The following is an 18166-nucleotide window of genomic DNA, read 5'->3' on the forward strand; positions in this document are numbered from 1 at the left end:
CTCACATAGTTATGACGACAATCGTATAAGCTATTTATAATCGGAATGCTAGTATTCTGGAGGAAGCCATAATGTTAAAATAACATGCAGAGCCGTTTATCAGGCATCATCCCATCATCAGTAAGTGGACTGAATGACCCCAGAACGGAACGATTATTTTAGTTTCCCGCTAACAGGCATAACAGTCATGGAGGATAAGAAAATGAACAACTCGGAATGGGCAGAGTCCTATTTTCCAATATATACAGCAAATAGCATTCAATCATTGTATAGCACGTCAACCATGCCGATACATAGAATTCATGAGGACCTGACCATTCTGTTGGCTGTTTCAAGTGGTAAGGGTACACTTCATCTCGACGATCATATTTACGAACTCATCGATGGCATGGTAATCCTTATTCCGGCGAAGAGTGATGTTGTTATACTGGGGAATCTGATGCATCCACTTCATATATACACCCTCTCCATTAGCACGCAAGAACAGAAGAGATCACTGCCAGTGGAAGCCATGGGACGGTCCAGTGTGCTTGCGGCAGGAACCCTTATTGAGTTCTATGAACCAACCATTGCAGCTCAGCTTGAGGAGCTCTATATGTATCGTTTACCTGGCAATGAAGTCAGGCATATGCGTAACCAGATTCTGTTTCATCAAGTTCTGATGGGTGTGTTGGAACGAATGGAAGCAAGATATATTGCGAGTGAGCAGCCGTCTATGGAACGCAGCATCGCATTTATGGAGAACCATTTTAGTGAGAAAATAACAACCGAAGGGCTTTCCGAAATTGCGGGGGTAAGTCGCTCTCACTACTCGATCCTTTTTAAGCAGCTTACTGGATTCGCACCCAATGAGTATCTCTCACGCTTGCGTGTTCACCGGGCCAAAGAGTTATTAATTAGCGGCTCTGCTTCACTTCGTGAAATTGCGCTGAAGGTTGGGTATAAGGATGAATTCTATCTTAGTCGTCGCTTCAAGCAGCAGACAGGAGAGAGTCCTTCAGGTTACACACGTCGCAGACCTTTTCAACGAGTGGCTGTGTGGTGTGCACCTTATGCGAGCCATCTGATGTTACTTGGATTGGAACCAGCGGTCGTCATCTCGGAAAGCAGCGAATATGTAAGCACAGAAGGAGTTAGCCCACCTCAAACGATATGTTTTATCCATTCCGACAGTTCACCTGAACAAATAAAGTCTGCATTGCTAGATGCTAATATTGAGCTTATCATAGCAGCTAATCAGCACCTAGACATGAACGACTTAAACTCCGAACGTCTACGATCTATCGCTCCTATTATCGAAATTGCCTGGATGGAGCTTGGGTGGAAAGAGCATCTGCGGTTTATCGCACAGGCGATTCAAAGGGTGGAAAAGGCAGAACAATGGCTGGCAGACTTTGAAAGGGAAGAACAGTGGGCGCGGAAAGCCATTCAAACGAGCCCAATTGTGAATGAGACGCTGACCATTCTAGTCATCAAACCGGATACCTTACAAATATATGGAATCAGAAATGTTGGATATGTGATGTATCAATCGCTCGGATTACGGCCTCCGACCAAGATTGCCCAGGAAATACAGAGGTTTGGCGACCAATTTCATTCGGTATCTATCCAACTGTCGGAACTTCAGGATTACGAGGGCACTCGTATGCTCGTCATTGTTTTTCCAGATGAAAAAGGGTCAAAGGCTCATTCAGAAGGTATATTTAACTCGGAATACTGGAAAGAGCTCGAGGCAGTGAAGCAAAATCGGATCTATGAGTTGGAGCAGGAAGAGTGGATACCCTACAATCCGGTTTCCCTTCGTTTGCAGCTTGGACGGGCTGTATCCTTATGGACTGGCATCCAATAATCCAAAGGTTTTCTCAAACAAAAAGGCATGGTTAGGTTCATCCTGCATGCCTATAATTAGCTATTGTAATGAGAATGATTTTCATATTCAAAGAGAAAAGGGAGAGAGTCATCTAATGAGAAAGCTTTTTGTTCCATTTATATTAGTTCTGGTTTTATTGCTTAGCGCTTGTGGAAGCAACTCAGCCAAAGATACAACGGAGAATGCAACTACATCCAACGAATCCAATTCTTCGAACACGGATTCAGCAGGTTCTTCATCCGAGTCAGATTCGGGCACGTTCACTTATCAATCGGAGACAGGTCCTGTGGAAGTTCCTTCCCACCCTCAACGCGTGGTTGTGCTGACACGATTCCTGACAGGAAACGTGATGGCCCTGGATGTGCCGCTGGTCGGTGTGGATGAAATGTCCAAGGAGAACCCAAATTTCAAAGAAAAACTGGCGAATACAGAGGCGGTTACCGACGAAAGTCTGGAGAAAATTATTGAATTGAACCCAGATCTGATTATCGGCCTGTCTGATATCAAGAACGTAGATAAGCTGAAGCAAATTGCTCCGACAGTCACCTATACATATGGTAAGGTGGACTTCCTCAAGCAACAACTGGAGATCGGAAAGCTTGTGAACAAAGAAAAAGAAGCACAGGCTTGGGTTGACGATTTTGACGCTCGAAGCAAAAAAGTTGGGGAAGAGATCAAAGCCAAAATTGGCGCCAATGCGACTGTATCCGTTATTGAAACGTTTAATAAGCAACTTTATGTGTATGGCGAAAAATTCGGACGTGGAACGGAAATACTGTATGATCAATTCGGCTTAGGTATGCCAGATAAGGTCAAGGATGCTACCAAGAAAGATGGATTCTTTGCAGTATCCAACGAAGTACTGAAAGACTACATGGGTGACTATGTAATATTCAGTAAAAATGCCGACGAAGACAATTCGTTCCAAAATACCGAAACATACAAAAATATTGATGCGGTGAAAAATAATCGAGTATTCGAAGCGGATGCCAAGGCGTTTTACTTCAATGATCCACTGAGTATGGAATACCAGCTGGAATTCTTTATCGAACATTTTCTTGGCAAGTAAACCTTAAACGCGATGAAAAATAAACGACTTCCTTTTCGGTTTGCAACCAAGCTGCTGGGTAGTGTACTCGTACTTATCGTGTGTTTCATCATCGCCATGATGTTTGGCGCAGAAGAAACGACATTTCGCAATCTCTGGCTGACCCTGACCTCTGCGACGAAGAACGATAATATTCTTATTTTGCGAGAGATCAGACTTCCAAGGGAACTCGCTGCCATGCTGATCGGAGCGGCTCTCGCCGTCTCCGGAGGCATCATGCAGGGGATTACTCGCAATCCCCTGGCTGATCCTGGACTGCTCGGTCTGACTTCAGGTGCCAATATGGCGCTTGCACTGGCTTTTGTTTTTATGCCATCACTCGGATATTTCGGGATTATGGTTGCTTGTTTTGTTGGTGCTGCACTTGGAGCCGCATTGGTTATTGTGCTTGGCTCGATGCGGAGGGGGAGCTTGTCTCCTATCCGGGTAGTGCTGGCCGGGGCAGCGGTATCCGCTTTTATGTATGCCATCTCGGATGGCATCAGTATCTATTTCAAAATTTCCAAGGATGTATCCATGTGGACTTCGGGAGGACTCATCGGAACGACATGGGGCCAGATTCAAGCCATTGCGCCTGTCATACTGGTTGGTTTAGCTGTAGTTCCATTTCTTTCCAACCAGATCAACATTCTTAGCTTGAGCGATGAGGTGGCGACTGGACTGGGGCAGAAGCTTGTACTCGTCAAAACTGTTCTGTTCCTGCTGGTCATCGTGCTTACCGGAGCGTCGGTTGCATTGATTGGAAACATGGCCTTTGTCGGCTTAATGATCCCGCATATTGTCCGTAAATTGGTAGGCACGGACTATCGGTATATTATACCCGTATCCATTTTTGCCGGAGCATCGTTTATGCTGCTTGCCGAAACACTGGGTCGAACGATAAATGCACCTTACGAAACACCGGTGGTCGCCATTGCTTCCATGCTTGGTTTACCTTTCTTCCTGTTCGTTGTGCGTAGAGGGGGCAAAGCGTTCTCATGACAATGTCTGCGCGAATTCGCAAGCAACGACTGATTCTGTTCGTGTGTTTGCTGCTGATCCTCATCACGGCTGTGGTAGGTATGAGCTGGGGTTATTCCTCGTTGTCTTTCAAAAGGGTAATTCCGGTGTTATTTGGTCAAGGTACATTTAAAGAAGACTTTGTTCTGTTTTCGGTCCGATTACCTCGAATTTTTATTACATTACTAGCTGGTATGGCCCTTGCGCTGTCAGGTTCTATTTTGCAAAGTATTACGCGTAATGATTTGGCCGATCCAGGCATCATCGGAATCAATTCTGGTGCAGGTGTTGCCGTTGCCATCTTCTTTCTGTATTTCCCGATTGAAGCGGGCACGTTCGTTTACATGTTGCCGTTAGCTGCTTTTATCGGTGCATTACTGACCGCGGCGCTCATCTATCTGTTCTCCTATAGTCGGACCAAGGGACTTGATCCCATAAAAATGGTGCTGGTCGGGGTTGGATTCTCGATGGCGCTGTCAGGCATCATGATTGTCATCATCTCTTCCGCGGAGCGATCCAAGGTCGACTTTATTGCCAAATGGATATCCGGAAACATATGGGGGGCAGACTGGCCATTCATATGGGCTTTGCTGCCTTGGCTGATTGTGTTAATCCCGCTTACTTTGTTCAGAACCAGACGGCTTGATCTGATGGGGCTGAACGAAGAAACAGCGATCGGAGTGGGTTTGAAGCTTGAGCGGGAACGCTTGGTACTCATGGTGATTGCTGTTGCAGCCGCCGCATCTGCTGTATCGGTTACGGGAGGGATCGCGTTTATCGGTTTGATGGCTCCACACATCGCCAAAGCGCTGGTCGGTCCACGTAATTCGTTATTTATTCCTGTTGCCGTTCTGCTTGGAGGCTGGCTTCTATTAATTGCCGATACGATTGGGCGCAACCTGGTTGACCCTGATGGAATTGCCGCAGGAATTATGGTCTCCCTAATCGGTGTTCCATATTTTGTATATTTATTATTGAAGAAATAATCTAAAAAGCTTTAGACTAATTGAACTCTTAGCTAATAAGGCTATCTTTTGTCGTCAAGACAAGGGATGGCCTTTGTTTGTAGTTTTGACGGTGGAGGGTGAAACTCAGGCTACCCAGTATGATTTGATTTGTGTGATAAGATAAAATAGGCACAGTTTAAACCGATTCTAAAAGATAGGTGGAATTTCCATGACAGATGTGGATCAATTAGCTTCAATATTTGCAGATAATTCGTTTAAAATAGATGGAATTAATCGATTGGTTTTGCAACCCAAAAGTATATTGCGTGAATTCAGAACATTAAATCATGGATTTCTTTTTGTGGTACGTGGAGAAGCCAGTATGTCAGTAGATGGAACGGTATACGAGTTACAGCCCGGGTCTGTTTTTCATGCAGCACCAGGCATGCAGCTGGACTCACAAGTGAATTGCCATTCGGAGTATGAATATTATTTACTGTTTTATAGTTTTGACCAATTGGAAAAGGGGGACAGCATCCAGGAATGCGACTCTCATTTCAAATTGGACTCAGGTGCCAATCCGAGGGTTGTTGAATTACTGGTTATGCTGCAAGAACAATTGCACGTGCAAGGAGGAATTGGCAAACTGCGAGTAAAAGAATTATTTTTGAGCATCATGGTTCAGGTTCTTACAGGCTGTAGTCAACGGGAAGGTGGAACTTCACCGAGTGAGAAGGTGATTGAGCAAGCCATCTCTTATATTCATGGACATTACATGAATCTGCTGACACTGGATGAGCTAGCAGAGTTACATGGCATGAGTTCAAAGCGTTTCTCTTACTTTTTTCACAAATACACGGGATTCCGCCCAATTGACTATGTCATTCATTATCGCATGGAGAGGGCAGGGGAGCTCCTGAAATCAGGGAGTTATTTGATTCGCGATGTTGCGATCAGTGTTGGTTATACCAATCCGCTCTATTTCAGTCGAATTTTTAAAAGTAAATTTGGTGTTTCTCCTTCGGAATACACATATCTTGATTAAGCTTCCATTGGACAATAATGCATCTCAAATTGGTGATTTGTGCATTCGCATTTTCAATGATCCTTGCTATAGTATTAAATGATAATGAGAATCATTATTATAAAGGTTTGGAAGGCAGATAGAGATGAATACAATAAAAGCTCTTTATTCACTCGATGCATCCTCGGCCTGTTCCAACCATGCAGGAATAAATGGAAGAAGAATGTTGGACAAACCAATTTGGAAAAGAGGGTATCAAGATGAACGTTCATGAAGTGTTTGATGTAACGATTATTGGTGGTGGGCCTGCCGGATTATTTTCTACTTTTTATAGCGGTTTGCGTGAAATGAAAACCAAAATCATTGAATTCCAGCCCTATCTGGGCGGTAAGGTGCATGTGTATCCTGAGAAAATGATCTGGGATATAGGGGGATTACAACCCGTTCCGGGCGCACAACTGATCGAGCAAATGGTCAATCAGGGACTGACTTTCCAGCCAGAGGTTGTTCTTGGAGAAAAGGTCACGTCCATATCCAAGGATGAGCAAGGATACTTCGTACTGCACACTGCCTCTGAGAAAAAACATTACTCCAAAACTGTGATTTTAGCCATTGGCGGAGGAATTCTGAAGCCGATTAAGCTGGAGATTCAAGGTGCAGAACGTTTCGAGGTTACGAACTTACATTATACAGTCAAATCGCTCTCCCGCTTCAAGGACAAAACGGTTCTGATCTCGGGTGGTGGTAATGCGGCGATTGATTGGGCGAACGAGCTCGCCCTTATTGCCAAACAAGTCTATTTAACATATCGGAAAGATACGCTGAAAGGTCATGAAGCTGAAATATCACGTCTTGAGAACAGTTCAGTCGAATGCTTGCTCAATACTACGATTGAGAAGTTGGTCGCTACAGACGATCATCAACAGATTGAAACGGTTGTGCTGAAACGTAATGAGGACGGGGCTTCATTGGAACTGCCAGTGGATGAGGTCATCATTAACTACGGTTATGAGCGGGACAAGGAATTGCTGGTGAATAGTCATATTAAGATTGATATGAAGGATCATTGGATCGCAGGCACACCAGTCAGCGAAACATCCGTACCGGGCATTTTTGCTGCGGGAGATATTTTGCATCATGAAGGGAAGCTTCATCTGATCGCAGGAGCGTTCCAGGACGCAGCCAATGCCGTAAACAAAGCCAAACTGTTCGTGGCACCCGAAGCCAATACACACGGGATGGTTTCATCACACAATGACTTGTTCGCGCAGAAAAACCGTGAGCTGATGAAGCATCTATACACCAAATAAAATAAACTAACTAAAATGGTCATCATAAAGATTTTCTTTCAATATCAAAAAAGCCGCTCACCCGTCAGCATGACGAGGAGCGGTTTCTTTTTCACAAGCCGACGATTTCGTCGGTCTGCTTAACGGATTAATGTAAGGCTCGTATTTTAGCGTTTAACCGCTTCTCCAGCGAATACTTCAACGTTCATTGGAGCGGCCATGAATGCTGCTGCTTGTTGAACGAAAGCTTGGAAATGGGCGCTGGTGTTGTGGGAAGCTGTAGCGGCTTCGTCTTTCCACAGTTCAATCATTGTGTAATGATGTTCGCGTTCAGTGCTTTTGGCGAGATCATAGCTGATGTTGCCTTCTTCATTGCGTGTAGCAGGGATCAGCACTTTTGTTGCTTCCAAAAAAGCTTGTTCCTGGTCTGGTTTAACTTGCAAGTGAGCGTGAATGATAATCATAATATTCAACCTCCATTAATGTATTTAGAATGTTGTTATTGTTGTTTGAAATGTAAATGGTGCTGGAGCACGTAAAACTTTGAATGATATTATGCCCAAGTCGTAATTGTCTCAACAGGCAGACGGTATGAAGGGTGACCTTCTTTGGCCGATTTACCGATCGAGATCAGCATAACGGGTTGGTAACGATCTTTATCCATACCGAATGTTTCAGCAATTTGGTCTTTCTCATAACCGCCGATTGGGTTGGTATCATAACCATGAGCACGTGCAGCGAGCATCAATTGCATGGAAGCGAGACCCGCGTCAATCAGATTGACATCGCGAAGAGCGGAAGCGGGCATATTTTCGTAATAAGGCATTACAGTTTTGAGTTGCATTTCCTTAACTTCCTGTGGCATATAACCGAGCTCGACAGCTTTACCAAAAATTTCTTCCATGTACTCGACATTGTTCATATCAATAAATACGCCAATTACTGCTGCGGAAGTCAAAACCTGATTTTGGTTGAATCTCGCGAGAGGAGCAAGCTTTTCTTTGCCTTCAGCCGTATCTACAACGAGAAAACGCCAAGGCTGCAAATTGATGGAAGATGGAGCGCGAGAAGCTTCTGACAAAATTTCTGTCATTTCTTCACGGCTGATTTTCACTTCAGGATCGTATAGTTTTACAGACCGGCGGCCGTAAGTAATTTCGTTAAAATCATTTGTCTTTTGAAAAGTGCTTTGGAATGTACTCATGTATGATTCTCTCCTCTATATATGGGTTTAGAAATTGTCTTGCATTCGTTCCAGAAAATCAGCGAGAGCGTAAACTTCATCTTCGTTGAACCCCTGTAAAATCTGGTTAATATAATTGGTTTTCTCTGCCTTATAGCCTTCAATCTGCTTCCGACCATGGTCCGTTAGACGAACAAACGTTACCCGGTTATCTTCGGGATTTTTACGTCTCGTGACCATCAGGTCCGCCTCAAGCTGTTTCAAGTGGCGTGTGATTGCAGCACTATCGATGTTGATGATTTTCTGGAGCATGGACTGGTTAATCTCATCCACCTGATCCAACTCATGCAAAATCTCAAAGCGAGAGGAACTGATACCCGTACAGCGTTCGAATTTGGGACTAATTTTATTCCCTAGTACGTTCAGCAGATTGATAATCTGCTCTTCTTTGGAAACAATACGTGTCATGACTAGACCTCCCGGGTGAATCTTGACCATGAACAACGGCTTATGTGAAAAAGTAATTAAAATTGCCAGTGTACAATGCCATTGCCTAATAATTACTTTGGCTGCTCATCATGATTGATAGCTCAATCATTGACGCCTCAATCATTGATGGCTCAACTAATATAGCATGCCTCTTTTGATTTTGCAACAGCGTAGTCAAGAGAAGATAAATCCATCTATTCCAAAGCGATATTTTTCTTGATTCCGTACGTGTAGGTTATCCATCAAAGTAACTTTATATCGATTTATATTGTGATTGAGAATAATTATCAACTATAATGAAAGGTAATGTACATATGGAAATTGTGATCACAGAGATGCTTGAACAAAAGAGCTTTTAAACTGTGATTAGATTGGAGGATGAGTGCAAATATCATGAATTTGAATGATCACATCTTGCTATGGAATCATGTTTTTATCAAAATACTGGATGTTCGAAAAAACTCTTTAGCTCCTGGTGAAAGGATTAGGAACTATCTGCTTCCAGCTAGTGCTTATCTATATATGATTGATGGAACTGCTGTAGTAAGTATGGATCAACAAAGGTATATCGTTGACGGGTTCCATATTGTTCATGGGGGAAAATTGGCTAATGTAAACATCAAGACGGATACGGGTCTGGTTTATTATATGATTTTGTACAAAGCCATTCAGGCGCTTCCCTGTCGGATGGACATTCAGCATCTGATGGAAAATGAACGTCCGTTCCAAGATCAATATTCGCTTATTCCAACCAACCCATTGGTTATGTATCAGTATATCAGGACACTGGAGGGAGAGTGGGAGAAGTCCTCGAAACTGGCCAAATTACACGCAAAAACTTTATTCCATCAGTGGGTGTATGCTTTATTATCCGATCTGTACGGTCAATCCATTCAGCCATCCAAGCCAGATTTGGTGACAAGGACCGTCGATTACATGAATACTCATCTGCATGAACCCATTGCTCTTGATGTAATGGCAGAGGATCTGGAATGCAGTGTAGGACATCTGTCCAGATTGTTCAAACAAAAATTAAAAATCAGCCCCATTCAATATCTTGCACAGAGGCGAGTCGAGAGGGCTGCACATCTCCTGATATACACGGGTGCTACGTTGCAACAAATTGCGGAGCAGGTAGGCTATCCAGATGCCCATTCACTCAGTCGCAGCTTCAAAAAAATAAAGGGATGTTCACCTATTCGGTACAAAAAAATCCAAAATCGAGGCATGAAAGAACAGGAATATGCCTCCGCTGTAAATCCCAATCAAGATTTGCCCGGTTTTATGCGTGAAAATGCCCTTCAACCACTTTATTCTCAACTATATAATGATATTGATTATCAATATCATAAGGTTGATGGAGGGGGATTATTTATGCAAGGAAAATTCAAAATGACAGCACTGACCATGATGCTGTGTCTATCACTAATATTGGGGGCTTGTTCAAGTCCATCACAATCCACAAGTGGTTCACAGGCAGAGACGAAACCCGCCACAGTGCAGACAAGTAACAGTACAACTGAAGAAGGAAAATCCTCTGTACAAGCAGAGACTCGTACAGTATCCACAATAAGAGGGGACGTTATTATTCCAGCCAACCCGCAACGGGTTGCTTCAGATCAGTATATGGGCTATCTGTTGAAGCTGGGGATTATTCCTGTAGGGGTGAGAACCTTCATGCTGAACGAGGCCTGGATTGAGAAGTCAGGGATATCCGCTGATGTCATATCCGGAATCGAAGACCTGGGTGGAGAATTTCCGATGAATCTTGAGAAATTGGTCGCGCTTGAGCCGGATCTGATTATTGGTTCTATTGATAAAAATATTGAGGATTACGAGAAAATTGCGACAACGGTATTTTTACCGTATTAGGAAGGGGAATCTACCTCAGGGCCTTTGGCAAAACTGCGTCGGATCAGTGAGATTTTTGGAAAAGAGAAAGAAGCTGAGGAATGGATTTCCACTTATGAACAGAAAGTAGAAGAAGCCAAGAAACAGATTGCTGGCGTGGTAAAAGAAGGAGAGACCGTGTCTATTGTTCAAGTTGCAAACAAATCTCTGTATGTACTGGCTGCTGAAGGGGGGAACTATGGGAGTTCAACCATCTATGAGATGCTGAAGCTGCCGCCGACTGAGCAAGCGCTCAATATGGAAGAAGGATTTGTAAATATTTCGCTTGAAGTGTTGCCTGAGTACATGGGCGATCATATCTTTGTGTACGGGTCATGGGATGAGGGAGCCAATGAAGTGTTGAACAGTGAGGTTTGGAAACTCTTGCCCGCAGTGCAAAAAGGACAGGTTTACCCATACGGTTCCTTTGGAGACAAAGGGGATGAGTTCGTAATGGAAGACCCGTTCTCATTAGAATTGCAGTTGGACACGATTGTGAACATCATGGTTGAAGCCAAAAAATAGGATGCCGGAGGCCTGAATCAGTCCACGTCCGAAATCCTTTTTATACAAAAATGGAGCTTCGGGATACAGGGCAATAATGTGCAACTGATTCCACCCCGGATAATCCGGGTGGTGGAGCCAGGCCTCTTCGGTCTCCAGGACGTAAAAACTGTGGCACCATTTTCGTTTACTCAAACAAAGTTCATAGCCGGTCCATTTCGGTGCATCATGATATTAAGGAACTCGTCCAACCGACCCTCATGAACATCGACATGTTCAACAACCTGCAGCGGCTTGAGCCACCGTTTGCGGGTTTGTTGTGACTGAGGGGGAAGTTACTGTTGGGAGTACTAACGAGTAACTCCTGCCGAACGACAATAGCATGCGGGAATAGAACTGCCGCCTGTCGTCCGTCGTATTATTGGAGAAATGATAAGATGCAACTACACTAATGAGATTCGTGCGTATTACCTGGAAGCGACGCTGACAGAACTTGTTGCCGTTCTCACGGGTGAGTTGACCGATTGACCACAGCCTGGTGCAGATGAAGTGAGGTTGAGTGCTTCGGATCGTATGGGTCTAGAAGAAGTGAAACGAATCCTGGACTCCAATTATGCTGATTCTCCGACGATCCAGGAATTAGTTTGTCCGGCTATGATGAATGAGTATAAGCTGAAGCGAGCATTCAAGCAGCTATATGGGTACTCCATTCATGCGTATATCATTCACAAACGAATGGAGAAAGCACGTGAGATACTGGAAAGTGGTCAATTCAGTGTAACGGAAGCTGTGTATCAGGCGGGGGATGCTAACTGCAGTTATTTCATCAGCCGATTCAGGCAAACATACGGTTTCAACCCAATCAAGCTCAAGAAATGAGAGGTTTTCGATGTTTTTGCAATGATTGGGGCTTTCCTATATACTTCAGCTATTGATCAATTAATTACTATTGAATGGAGGCTTGATTATCATGGCTAAAGATGCAGCGGTGTCGGTTAATCGACGTAGTGACATCATATCCGCAGCGATTGAGGTGTTTGCTGAAATCGGCTATTTCCGGGCGACCACAGCTCAGGTAGCAGAAAGGGCAAATATTTCGCAACCGTATATCTTCCGTTTTTTTAAAAGCAAAGAAGCCTTGCTCTTAACAGCATTGGAGGTATCCTGGACAAGAGTAATTGATTCATTCCGAACGGTGGTGCAGACAGCTACTCCAGATCAGTTGGAGAACGAGTTAACTGAAGCCTATGAAGAGATTCTTAAATCTCACAAGAATGAAATTTTGTTGCAAATGCAGGCACAGACGGTTCAGGAGGAAGTCATCCGTCAAGCAATGCAAAAAGGGTTCACTGAGGTGCGAGATATGGTATTGGAAGCTTTCACAGCCGCAGGCAGTGCCAATCCAAAGCAAAGAACGTTAATATTCTTGGCAATTGGCATGTTATGTAATATATCAACCTCACTGGATATGCCAGAGCTTATGGATAGATAGAAAGGGAAGAATCCCTTTTTACATTTTAGTTATTGATCAATCACTAAATATGCGTTATATTGTGTTTGAGTAAGTAATTGATCAATAACTAAATGAGCGAAAGAGGTTGAGATGAGATGAAAAGAGCAATTGTGGTTGGGGCAACAGGTGGAACGGGCGCAGCAATTACAGAGGAATTGATTAAACGTGGTATTTCTACAATCATTTTTGGTCGCTCACGTCAAAAACTGGAGCAACTTGCGGTAAAGCTTGGGTCCCCTGATTACCTTCAAATCGCTGTGGGAGATGCGTTCCGACCTGACGATATTATAGCTGCTTCACTAGAAGCCGATGTAATGTTTCACTGTGCGAATGTACCTTATAACGAAATGGAGAGCAAGCTGATCCCTCTGGGTGAATCCGTTATGGAAGCTGCAGAACAACTGTGCCTGAAGGTGGTCGTCATTGACGGGATTTATCCTTATGGCAGAAGACAATTGAAAGAAGTGACTGAAGAACATCCAAAGCAGCCGCATACTCGAAAAGGTAAAACTCGGCTTGCCTTTGAGCAGATGTTATTTAGCAGCAAATGGCGCAAAGCGCAAGTGATGATTGTTCGTTTGCCTGATTATTATGGCCCTACTGCCAATCAGGCTTCTTACCTGGGATCCACGCTTGAAGCAATAGCGGAAGGGAAAATGGCCTTTTTTATCGGAAACATGAAAATACCCCGAGAATATATCTACTTGCCAGATGCAGCTGTCATGGTTGTGGAGTTGGCACTCAGAGAAGATACCTATCGGCAGAACTGGAATATCCCTGGTGCTGGCTTAATATCGGGTAAGGAAATCGTACGTATTGCACAACAGGCTGCGGGCAAAGCGAAACCGGTGATAGCCCTCGGGAAAACAGGACTTTCGCTGCTTGGGTTGGCTGTACCGGTAATGAAAGAAGTTGTTGAGATGCTATATTTGACAGAAGAACCGCTGGTGTTGAGTAAAAAGAAATACGAGGCCAACATCGGGCCGGTGAAGATGACTTCTTTTGAAGAAGGGATTACACGGACGATAGGTGAGCTGTAAAAGATATGAATGAGTCATATTGAATTGTGATTGATCAATCAATAATTAAAAAATGAATTATGACCAGTTAAATGCTGACGACCTTAACCAATAGATGAATGGTGATATGACTTCATTAATGGGCGGTGCACAAAACCTGTCCTAGACATAGAGTGTAGTATTGCAAAATCGGAGAATAGATGCGGTGTACAAGGAGGGAGGATTTTCTTGTGAGCTATATATCCAAAAAGGAGCGCAAAATGTCCTCCATCAGTACAACCAAACGAAAATTAAAAAAAGCAGGCACTTGCGTTTCTAAAAAAGGAAGAGTCAAATGTAAATCCAAAAAGAAGCTTAAGCTAAAAAAGAAAAGAGCTGTCAGATCCAGATGTTGTGTGCTTCGTGGACCGAGGGGATATAGAGGGTTTCAAGGAATGACAGGTGCAACTGGAGCTACGGGAACCACAGGAGTTATGGGATCAGCTGGTAAGATGGGGAATACGGGAGCTACTGGCTCGATAGGTATAACGGGAGTAACCGGAGTCCAAGGACTGATTGGAGTAACAGGTAAAACTGGTGATCCGGGCGTTACAGGAAGTACGGGGGCAACTGGGGCAACCGGGGCAACCGGAACATCAGGAATAACAGGTGTAACAGGAATTACTGGTGATCCAGGAGTCACAGGTGCAACAGGTTCGACAGGGGTAACAGGAGCGACGGGCGATCCTGGAGAAACAGGTGTTACAGGTACCACAGGTGTGACCGGGATTACTGGGACCACTGGAGCAATTGGAAGCGCAGGAGCTACGGGAGCTACTGGAGCTACAGGTACAATGGGTCTTACTGGAGTAACAGGTGCGACAGGTGCAACCGGAACAGGAACAACTGGAGCTACTGGTGCAATGGGTCTTACTGGGATAACAGGTGCAACAGGAGTGGGAACGACTGGGGCCACCGGCGCGACGGGCTTAACTGGGGTAACCGGTACGACAGGTGCCACAGGAACAACCGGAGCAACGGGAACAACTGGTATAACGGGTGCGACAGGCGCCACCGGAACAGGAACAACTGGGGCTACCGGCGCGACGGGTTCAACGGGTGAGACAGGAGCCACCGGGACGGGAACAACAGGTGTCACTGGAGCCACCGGTGCGACAGGATTTACAGGTGTAACTGGCGTGACAGGAGCAATGGGGGCCACTGGTGCGACGGGTCTTACCGGTGAAACAGGTGTTACAGGCGCAACCGGAGTAGGAGTCGCCGGGGCTACCGGAGCCACGGGGACAGGAACAACCGGCGCTACGGGAGTCACAGGATTTACTGGTGAAACCGGCGCAACCGGAGTAGGAGTCGCCGGGGCTACCGGAGCCACGGGTCTTACTGGGGTAACAGGTACGACAGGCGCAACCGGAATGGGAACAACCGGAGTCACGGGAGCAACGGGTTCAACGGGTGTAACTGGAGTGACAGGTGCAACGGGAACTACTGGTGCAACGGGTCTTACTGGGGTAACGGGTGAGACAGGAGCCACCGGAACCGGGGCTACAGGAGCAACTGGTGTAACAGGATTTACTGGTGAAACCGGCGCAACCGGAATAGGAGTTACCGGAGCTACAGGCGCCGCAGGAGCAACGGGTCTTACTGGAGTAACGGGTGCGACAGGTGCCACCGGAACGGGAACAACAGGTGTCACTGGAGCCACCGGTGCGACAGGATTTACAGGTGTAACTGGCGCGACAGGAGCAATGGGAGCCACTGGTGCGACGGGTCTTACCGGTGAAACAGGTGTTACAGGCGCAACCGGAGTAGGAGTCGCCGGGGCTACCGGAGCCACGGGGTTTACTGGAGTAACGGGAGAGACAGGAGCCACCGGGACGGGAATAACCGGAGCTACTGGCTCCACGGGTCTTACTGGTGCAACAGGGTTTACTGGAGTAACGGGTGTGACAGGTGTAACCGGAACAGGAACGACAGGAGCTACCGGAGCAACGGGTCTTACTGGAGTAACGGGTGCGACAGGTGTAACCGGAACAGGAACCACAGGAGCTACCGGAGCCACGGGTCTTACTGGTGAAACAGGTGCGACAGGTGTAACCGGAACGGGAACAACCGGAGCTACGGGAGCCACGGGTCTTACTGGTGCAATAGGTGCGACAGGTACCACCGGAACGGGAACAACCGGAGCTACGGGAGCCACGGGTCTTACTGGAGTAACGGGAGCCACGGGTCTTACTGGGGTCACAGGTACGACAGGCGCAACCGGAATAGGAGTTACCGGGGCTACAGGCGCCGCAGGAGCGACGGGTTTAACTGGGGTAACAGGAGTGACAGGAGCCACCGGGACGGGAACAACAGGCGCCACTGGAGCCACCGGCGCGACAGGATCTATGGGTGTAACTGGCGTGACAGGAGCAACGGGAGCAACGGGAGCCACTGGTGCGACGGGTCTTACTGGTGAAACAGGTACGACAGGCGCAACCGGAACGGGAACGACTGGAGTTACCGGAGCAACGGGTTCACCGGGTGTAACTGGAGTGACAGGTGCAACGGGTCTTACCGGTGAAACAGGTGTTACAGGTGCAACCGGTATAGGAGTCACCGGAACCACGGGAACCACAGGTACAACAGGGTTTACTGGAGTAACCGGTGCGACAGGAGCCACCGGAACAGGAATAACTGGAGCTACTGGCTCCACGGGTCTTACTGGTGCAACAGGTGCAACCGGTATAGGAGTCACCGGAACCACGGGAGCCACAGGTACAACAGGGTTTACTGGAGTAACGGGAGAGACAGGAGCCACCGGAACAGGAATAACTGGAGCTACCGGAGCAACGGGTGTAACTGGAGTGGCAGGTGCAACGGGAACTACTGGTGCAACGGGAACTACTGGTGCAACGGGTCTTACTGGAGTAACGGGAGAGACAGGAGCCACCGGGACGGGAACAACCGGAGCTACTGGAGCAACGGGTCTTACTGGAGTAACCGGTGTGACAGGAGCAACCGGAACGGGAACAACCGGAGCTACCGGAACAACAGGTCTTACTGGAGTAACGGGTGCGCCAGGTGTAACCGGAACAGGAACGACAGGAGCTACCGGAGCCACGGGTCTTACTGGTGAAACAGGTGCGACAGGTGTAACCGGAACAGGAACGACAGGAGCTACCGGAGCCACGGGTCTTACTGGTGAAACAGGTGCGACAGGTGTAACCGGAATGGGAACAACCGGAGCTACTGGAGCCATGGGTCTTACTGGTGCAACAGGTGCGACAGGTACCACCGGAACGGGAACAACCGGAGCTACGGGAGCAACGGGTCTAATTGGAGTAACGGGTGAGACAGGAGCCACCGGGACGGGAACAACCGGAGCTACGGGAGCAACGGGTCTTACTGGGGTAACGGGTGCGACAGGCGCAACCGGAACCGGGGCTACAGGAGCAACTGGTGTAACAGGATTTACTGGTGAAACCGGCGCAACCGGAATAGGAGTGACCGGGGCTACAGGCGCCGCAGGAGCGACGGGTTTAACTGGGGTAACAGGAGTGACAGGAGCCACCGGGACGGGAACAACAGGCGCCACTGGAGCCACCGGCGCGACAGGATCTATGGGTGTAACTGGCGTGACAGGAGCAACGGGAGCCACTGGTGCGACGGGTCTTACTGGTGAAACAGGTACGACAGGCGCAACCGGAACGGGAACGACTGGAGTTACCGGAGCAACGGGTTCAACGGGTGTAACTGGAGTGACAGGTGCAACGGGAACTACTGGTGCAACGGGTGAGACAGGAGCCACCGGAGCAACGGGTCTTACCGGTGAAACAGGTGTTACAGGCGCAACCGGAGTAGGAGTCACCGGAACCACGGGAACCACAGGTACAACAGGGTTTACTGGAGTAACGGGTGCGACAGGAGCCACCGGAACAGGAATAACTGGAGCTACTGGCTCCACGGGTCTTACTGGTGCAACAGGTGCAACCGGTATAGGAGTCACCGGAACCACGGGAGCCACAGGAGCAACCTGGATTAACCGGTGTGACAGGACGGGACCGGGACGGGAACAACGGTGGACAGGTGCCACCGGGACGGGGAACGGGCTACCACGGGTCTTACTGGTGAAACAGGTGCGACAACACCGGGCCGGGAATAACCGGAGCTACCGGGCCACGGGTCACTGGTGCAACAGGGCAACCGAGTAACGGAGTGACAGGCCGGAACCGGGGCACAGGTACAACAGGGTTTACTGGAGTAACGGGAGCCACAGGAGCCACTGGGGTAACTGGAGGCAACGACTGGGACAGGAACAACCGGAACCGGGGCTACAGGAGCAACTGGTG

At 47.2% G+C, this 18166-nt stretch carries 15 protein-coding genes; 12 read left to right on the forward strand and 3 right to left on the reverse strand.

Annotation, left to right across the window (positions count from 1 at the left end; all coding sequences use genetic code 11):
* Positions 1–202: 202 nt before the first annotated feature.
* From RS891_RS09660 to RS891_RS09685, 6 genes are all read left to right on the forward strand, one after another.
* A complete protein-coding gene (locus RS891_RS09660) occupies positions 203–1849 on the forward strand; it encodes a helix-turn-helix domain-containing protein (protein ID WP_315795163.1) in 1647 nt (548 codons plus the stop codon).
* Positions 1850–1964: 115 nt separating this feature from the next.
* Positions 1965–2939 carry an iron-hydroxamate ABC transporter substrate-binding protein gene (locus RS891_RS09665; protein WP_113053399.1) on the forward strand — a complete coding sequence of 325 codons (975 nt, stop codon included), beginning with the start codon at positions 1965–1967 and terminating at the stop codon, positions 2937–2939.
* A gap of 12 nt (positions 2940–2951) precedes the next feature.
* A complete protein-coding gene (locus RS891_RS09670; RefSeq protein WP_315795164.1) occupies positions 2952–3959 on the forward strand; it encodes a FecCD family ABC transporter permease in 1008 nt (335 codons plus the stop codon).
* Positions 3956–4963: a FecCD family ABC transporter permease gene (locus tag RS891_RS09675; RefSeq protein ID WP_113053401.1), complete on the forward strand. Its 1008-nt coding sequence runs from the start codon at positions 3956–3958 to the stop codon at positions 4961–4963. Before RS891_RS09670 ends, RS891_RS09675 begins: the two co-directional genes overlap by 4 nt.
* Before the next feature lie 190 nt (positions 4964–5153).
* Entirely contained in the window at positions 5154–5969 is an 816-nt protein-coding gene (locus tag RS891_RS09680) for an AraC family transcriptional regulator (RefSeq protein WP_315795165.1), read from the forward strand.
* 239 nt (positions 5970–6208) lie between these two features.
* Positions 6209–7258 carry an NAD(P)/FAD-dependent oxidoreductase gene (locus RS891_RS09685; protein WP_315795166.1) on the forward strand — a complete coding sequence of 350 codons (1050 nt, stop codon included), beginning with the start codon at positions 6209–6211 and terminating at the stop codon, positions 7256–7258.
* A 146-nt stretch (positions 7259–7404) separates the two neighbouring features.
* Here the strand turns inward: RS891_RS09685 and RS891_RS09690 are convergent, their stop codons facing one another.
* The 3 genes from RS891_RS09690 to RS891_RS09700 form a co-directional block, all read right to left on the reverse strand.
* Positions 7405–7701, reverse strand: coding sequence for a putative quinol monooxygenase (locus tag RS891_RS09690; RefSeq protein ID WP_079694890.1), 297 nt, complete (start codon positions 7699–7701; stop codon positions 7405–7407).
* An 89-nt stretch (positions 7702–7790) separates the two neighbouring features.
* The gene (locus RS891_RS09695) at positions 7791–8441 is read right to left on the reverse strand and encodes a nitroreductase family protein (protein WP_113053404.1); all 651 of its coding nucleotides are present in this window, start codon (positions 8439–8441) and stop codon (positions 7791–7793) included.
* A 27-nt stretch (positions 8442–8468) separates the two neighbouring features.
* The gene (locus RS891_RS09700) at positions 8469–8888 is read right to left on the reverse strand and encodes a MarR family winged helix-turn-helix transcriptional regulator (RefSeq protein ID WP_113053405.1); all 420 of its coding nucleotides are present in this window, start codon (positions 8886–8888) and stop codon (positions 8469–8471) included.
* A 414-nt stretch (positions 8889–9302) separates the two neighbouring features.
* On the opposite strand from RS891_RS09700, the gene RS891_RS09705 reads away from it, so the two are divergent.
* From RS891_RS09705 to RS891_RS09730, 6 genes are all read left to right on the forward strand, one after another.
* Positions 9303–10781 (forward strand): helix-turn-helix domain-containing protein, encoded by a 1479-nt coding sequence (locus tag RS891_RS09705; protein WP_315795167.1) that lies wholly within the window; start codon positions 9303–9305, stop codon positions 10779–10781.
* Between the two features lie 24 nt (positions 10782–10805).
* Positions 10806–11324, forward strand: a complete 519-nt coding sequence (locus RS891_RS09710) for an ABC transporter substrate-binding protein (protein WP_315795168.1) — start codon at positions 10806–10808, stop codon at positions 11322–11324.
* 528 nt (positions 11325–11852) lie between these two features.
* Entirely contained in the window at positions 11853–12182 is a 330-nt protein-coding gene (locus RS891_RS09715) for a helix-turn-helix transcriptional regulator (protein ID WP_146752128.1), read from the forward strand.
* A 91-nt stretch (positions 12183–12273) separates the two neighbouring features.
* Positions 12274–12795, forward strand: coding sequence for a TetR/AcrR family transcriptional regulator (locus RS891_RS09720; protein WP_113053407.1), 522 nt, complete (start codon positions 12274–12276; stop codon positions 12793–12795).
* Between the two features lie 116 nt (positions 12796–12911).
* Positions 12912–13856, forward strand: coding sequence for an NAD-dependent epimerase/dehydratase family protein (locus RS891_RS09725; RefSeq protein ID WP_315795169.1), 945 nt, complete (start codon positions 12912–12914; stop codon positions 13854–13856).
* Positions 13857–14269: 413 nt separating this feature from the next.
* On the forward strand, positions 14270–18028 hold the full coding sequence (locus RS891_RS09730; protein WP_315795170.1) for a collagen-like protein: 3759 nt from the start codon (positions 14270–14272) through the stop codon (positions 18026–18028).
* Positions 18029–18166 lie beyond the last annotated feature (138 nt).

This window comes from Paenibacillus sp. BIC5C1, assembly GCF_032399705.1.
GTDB lineage: Bacteria > Bacillota > Bacilli > Paenibacillales > Paenibacillaceae > Paenibacillus > Paenibacillus taichungensis_A.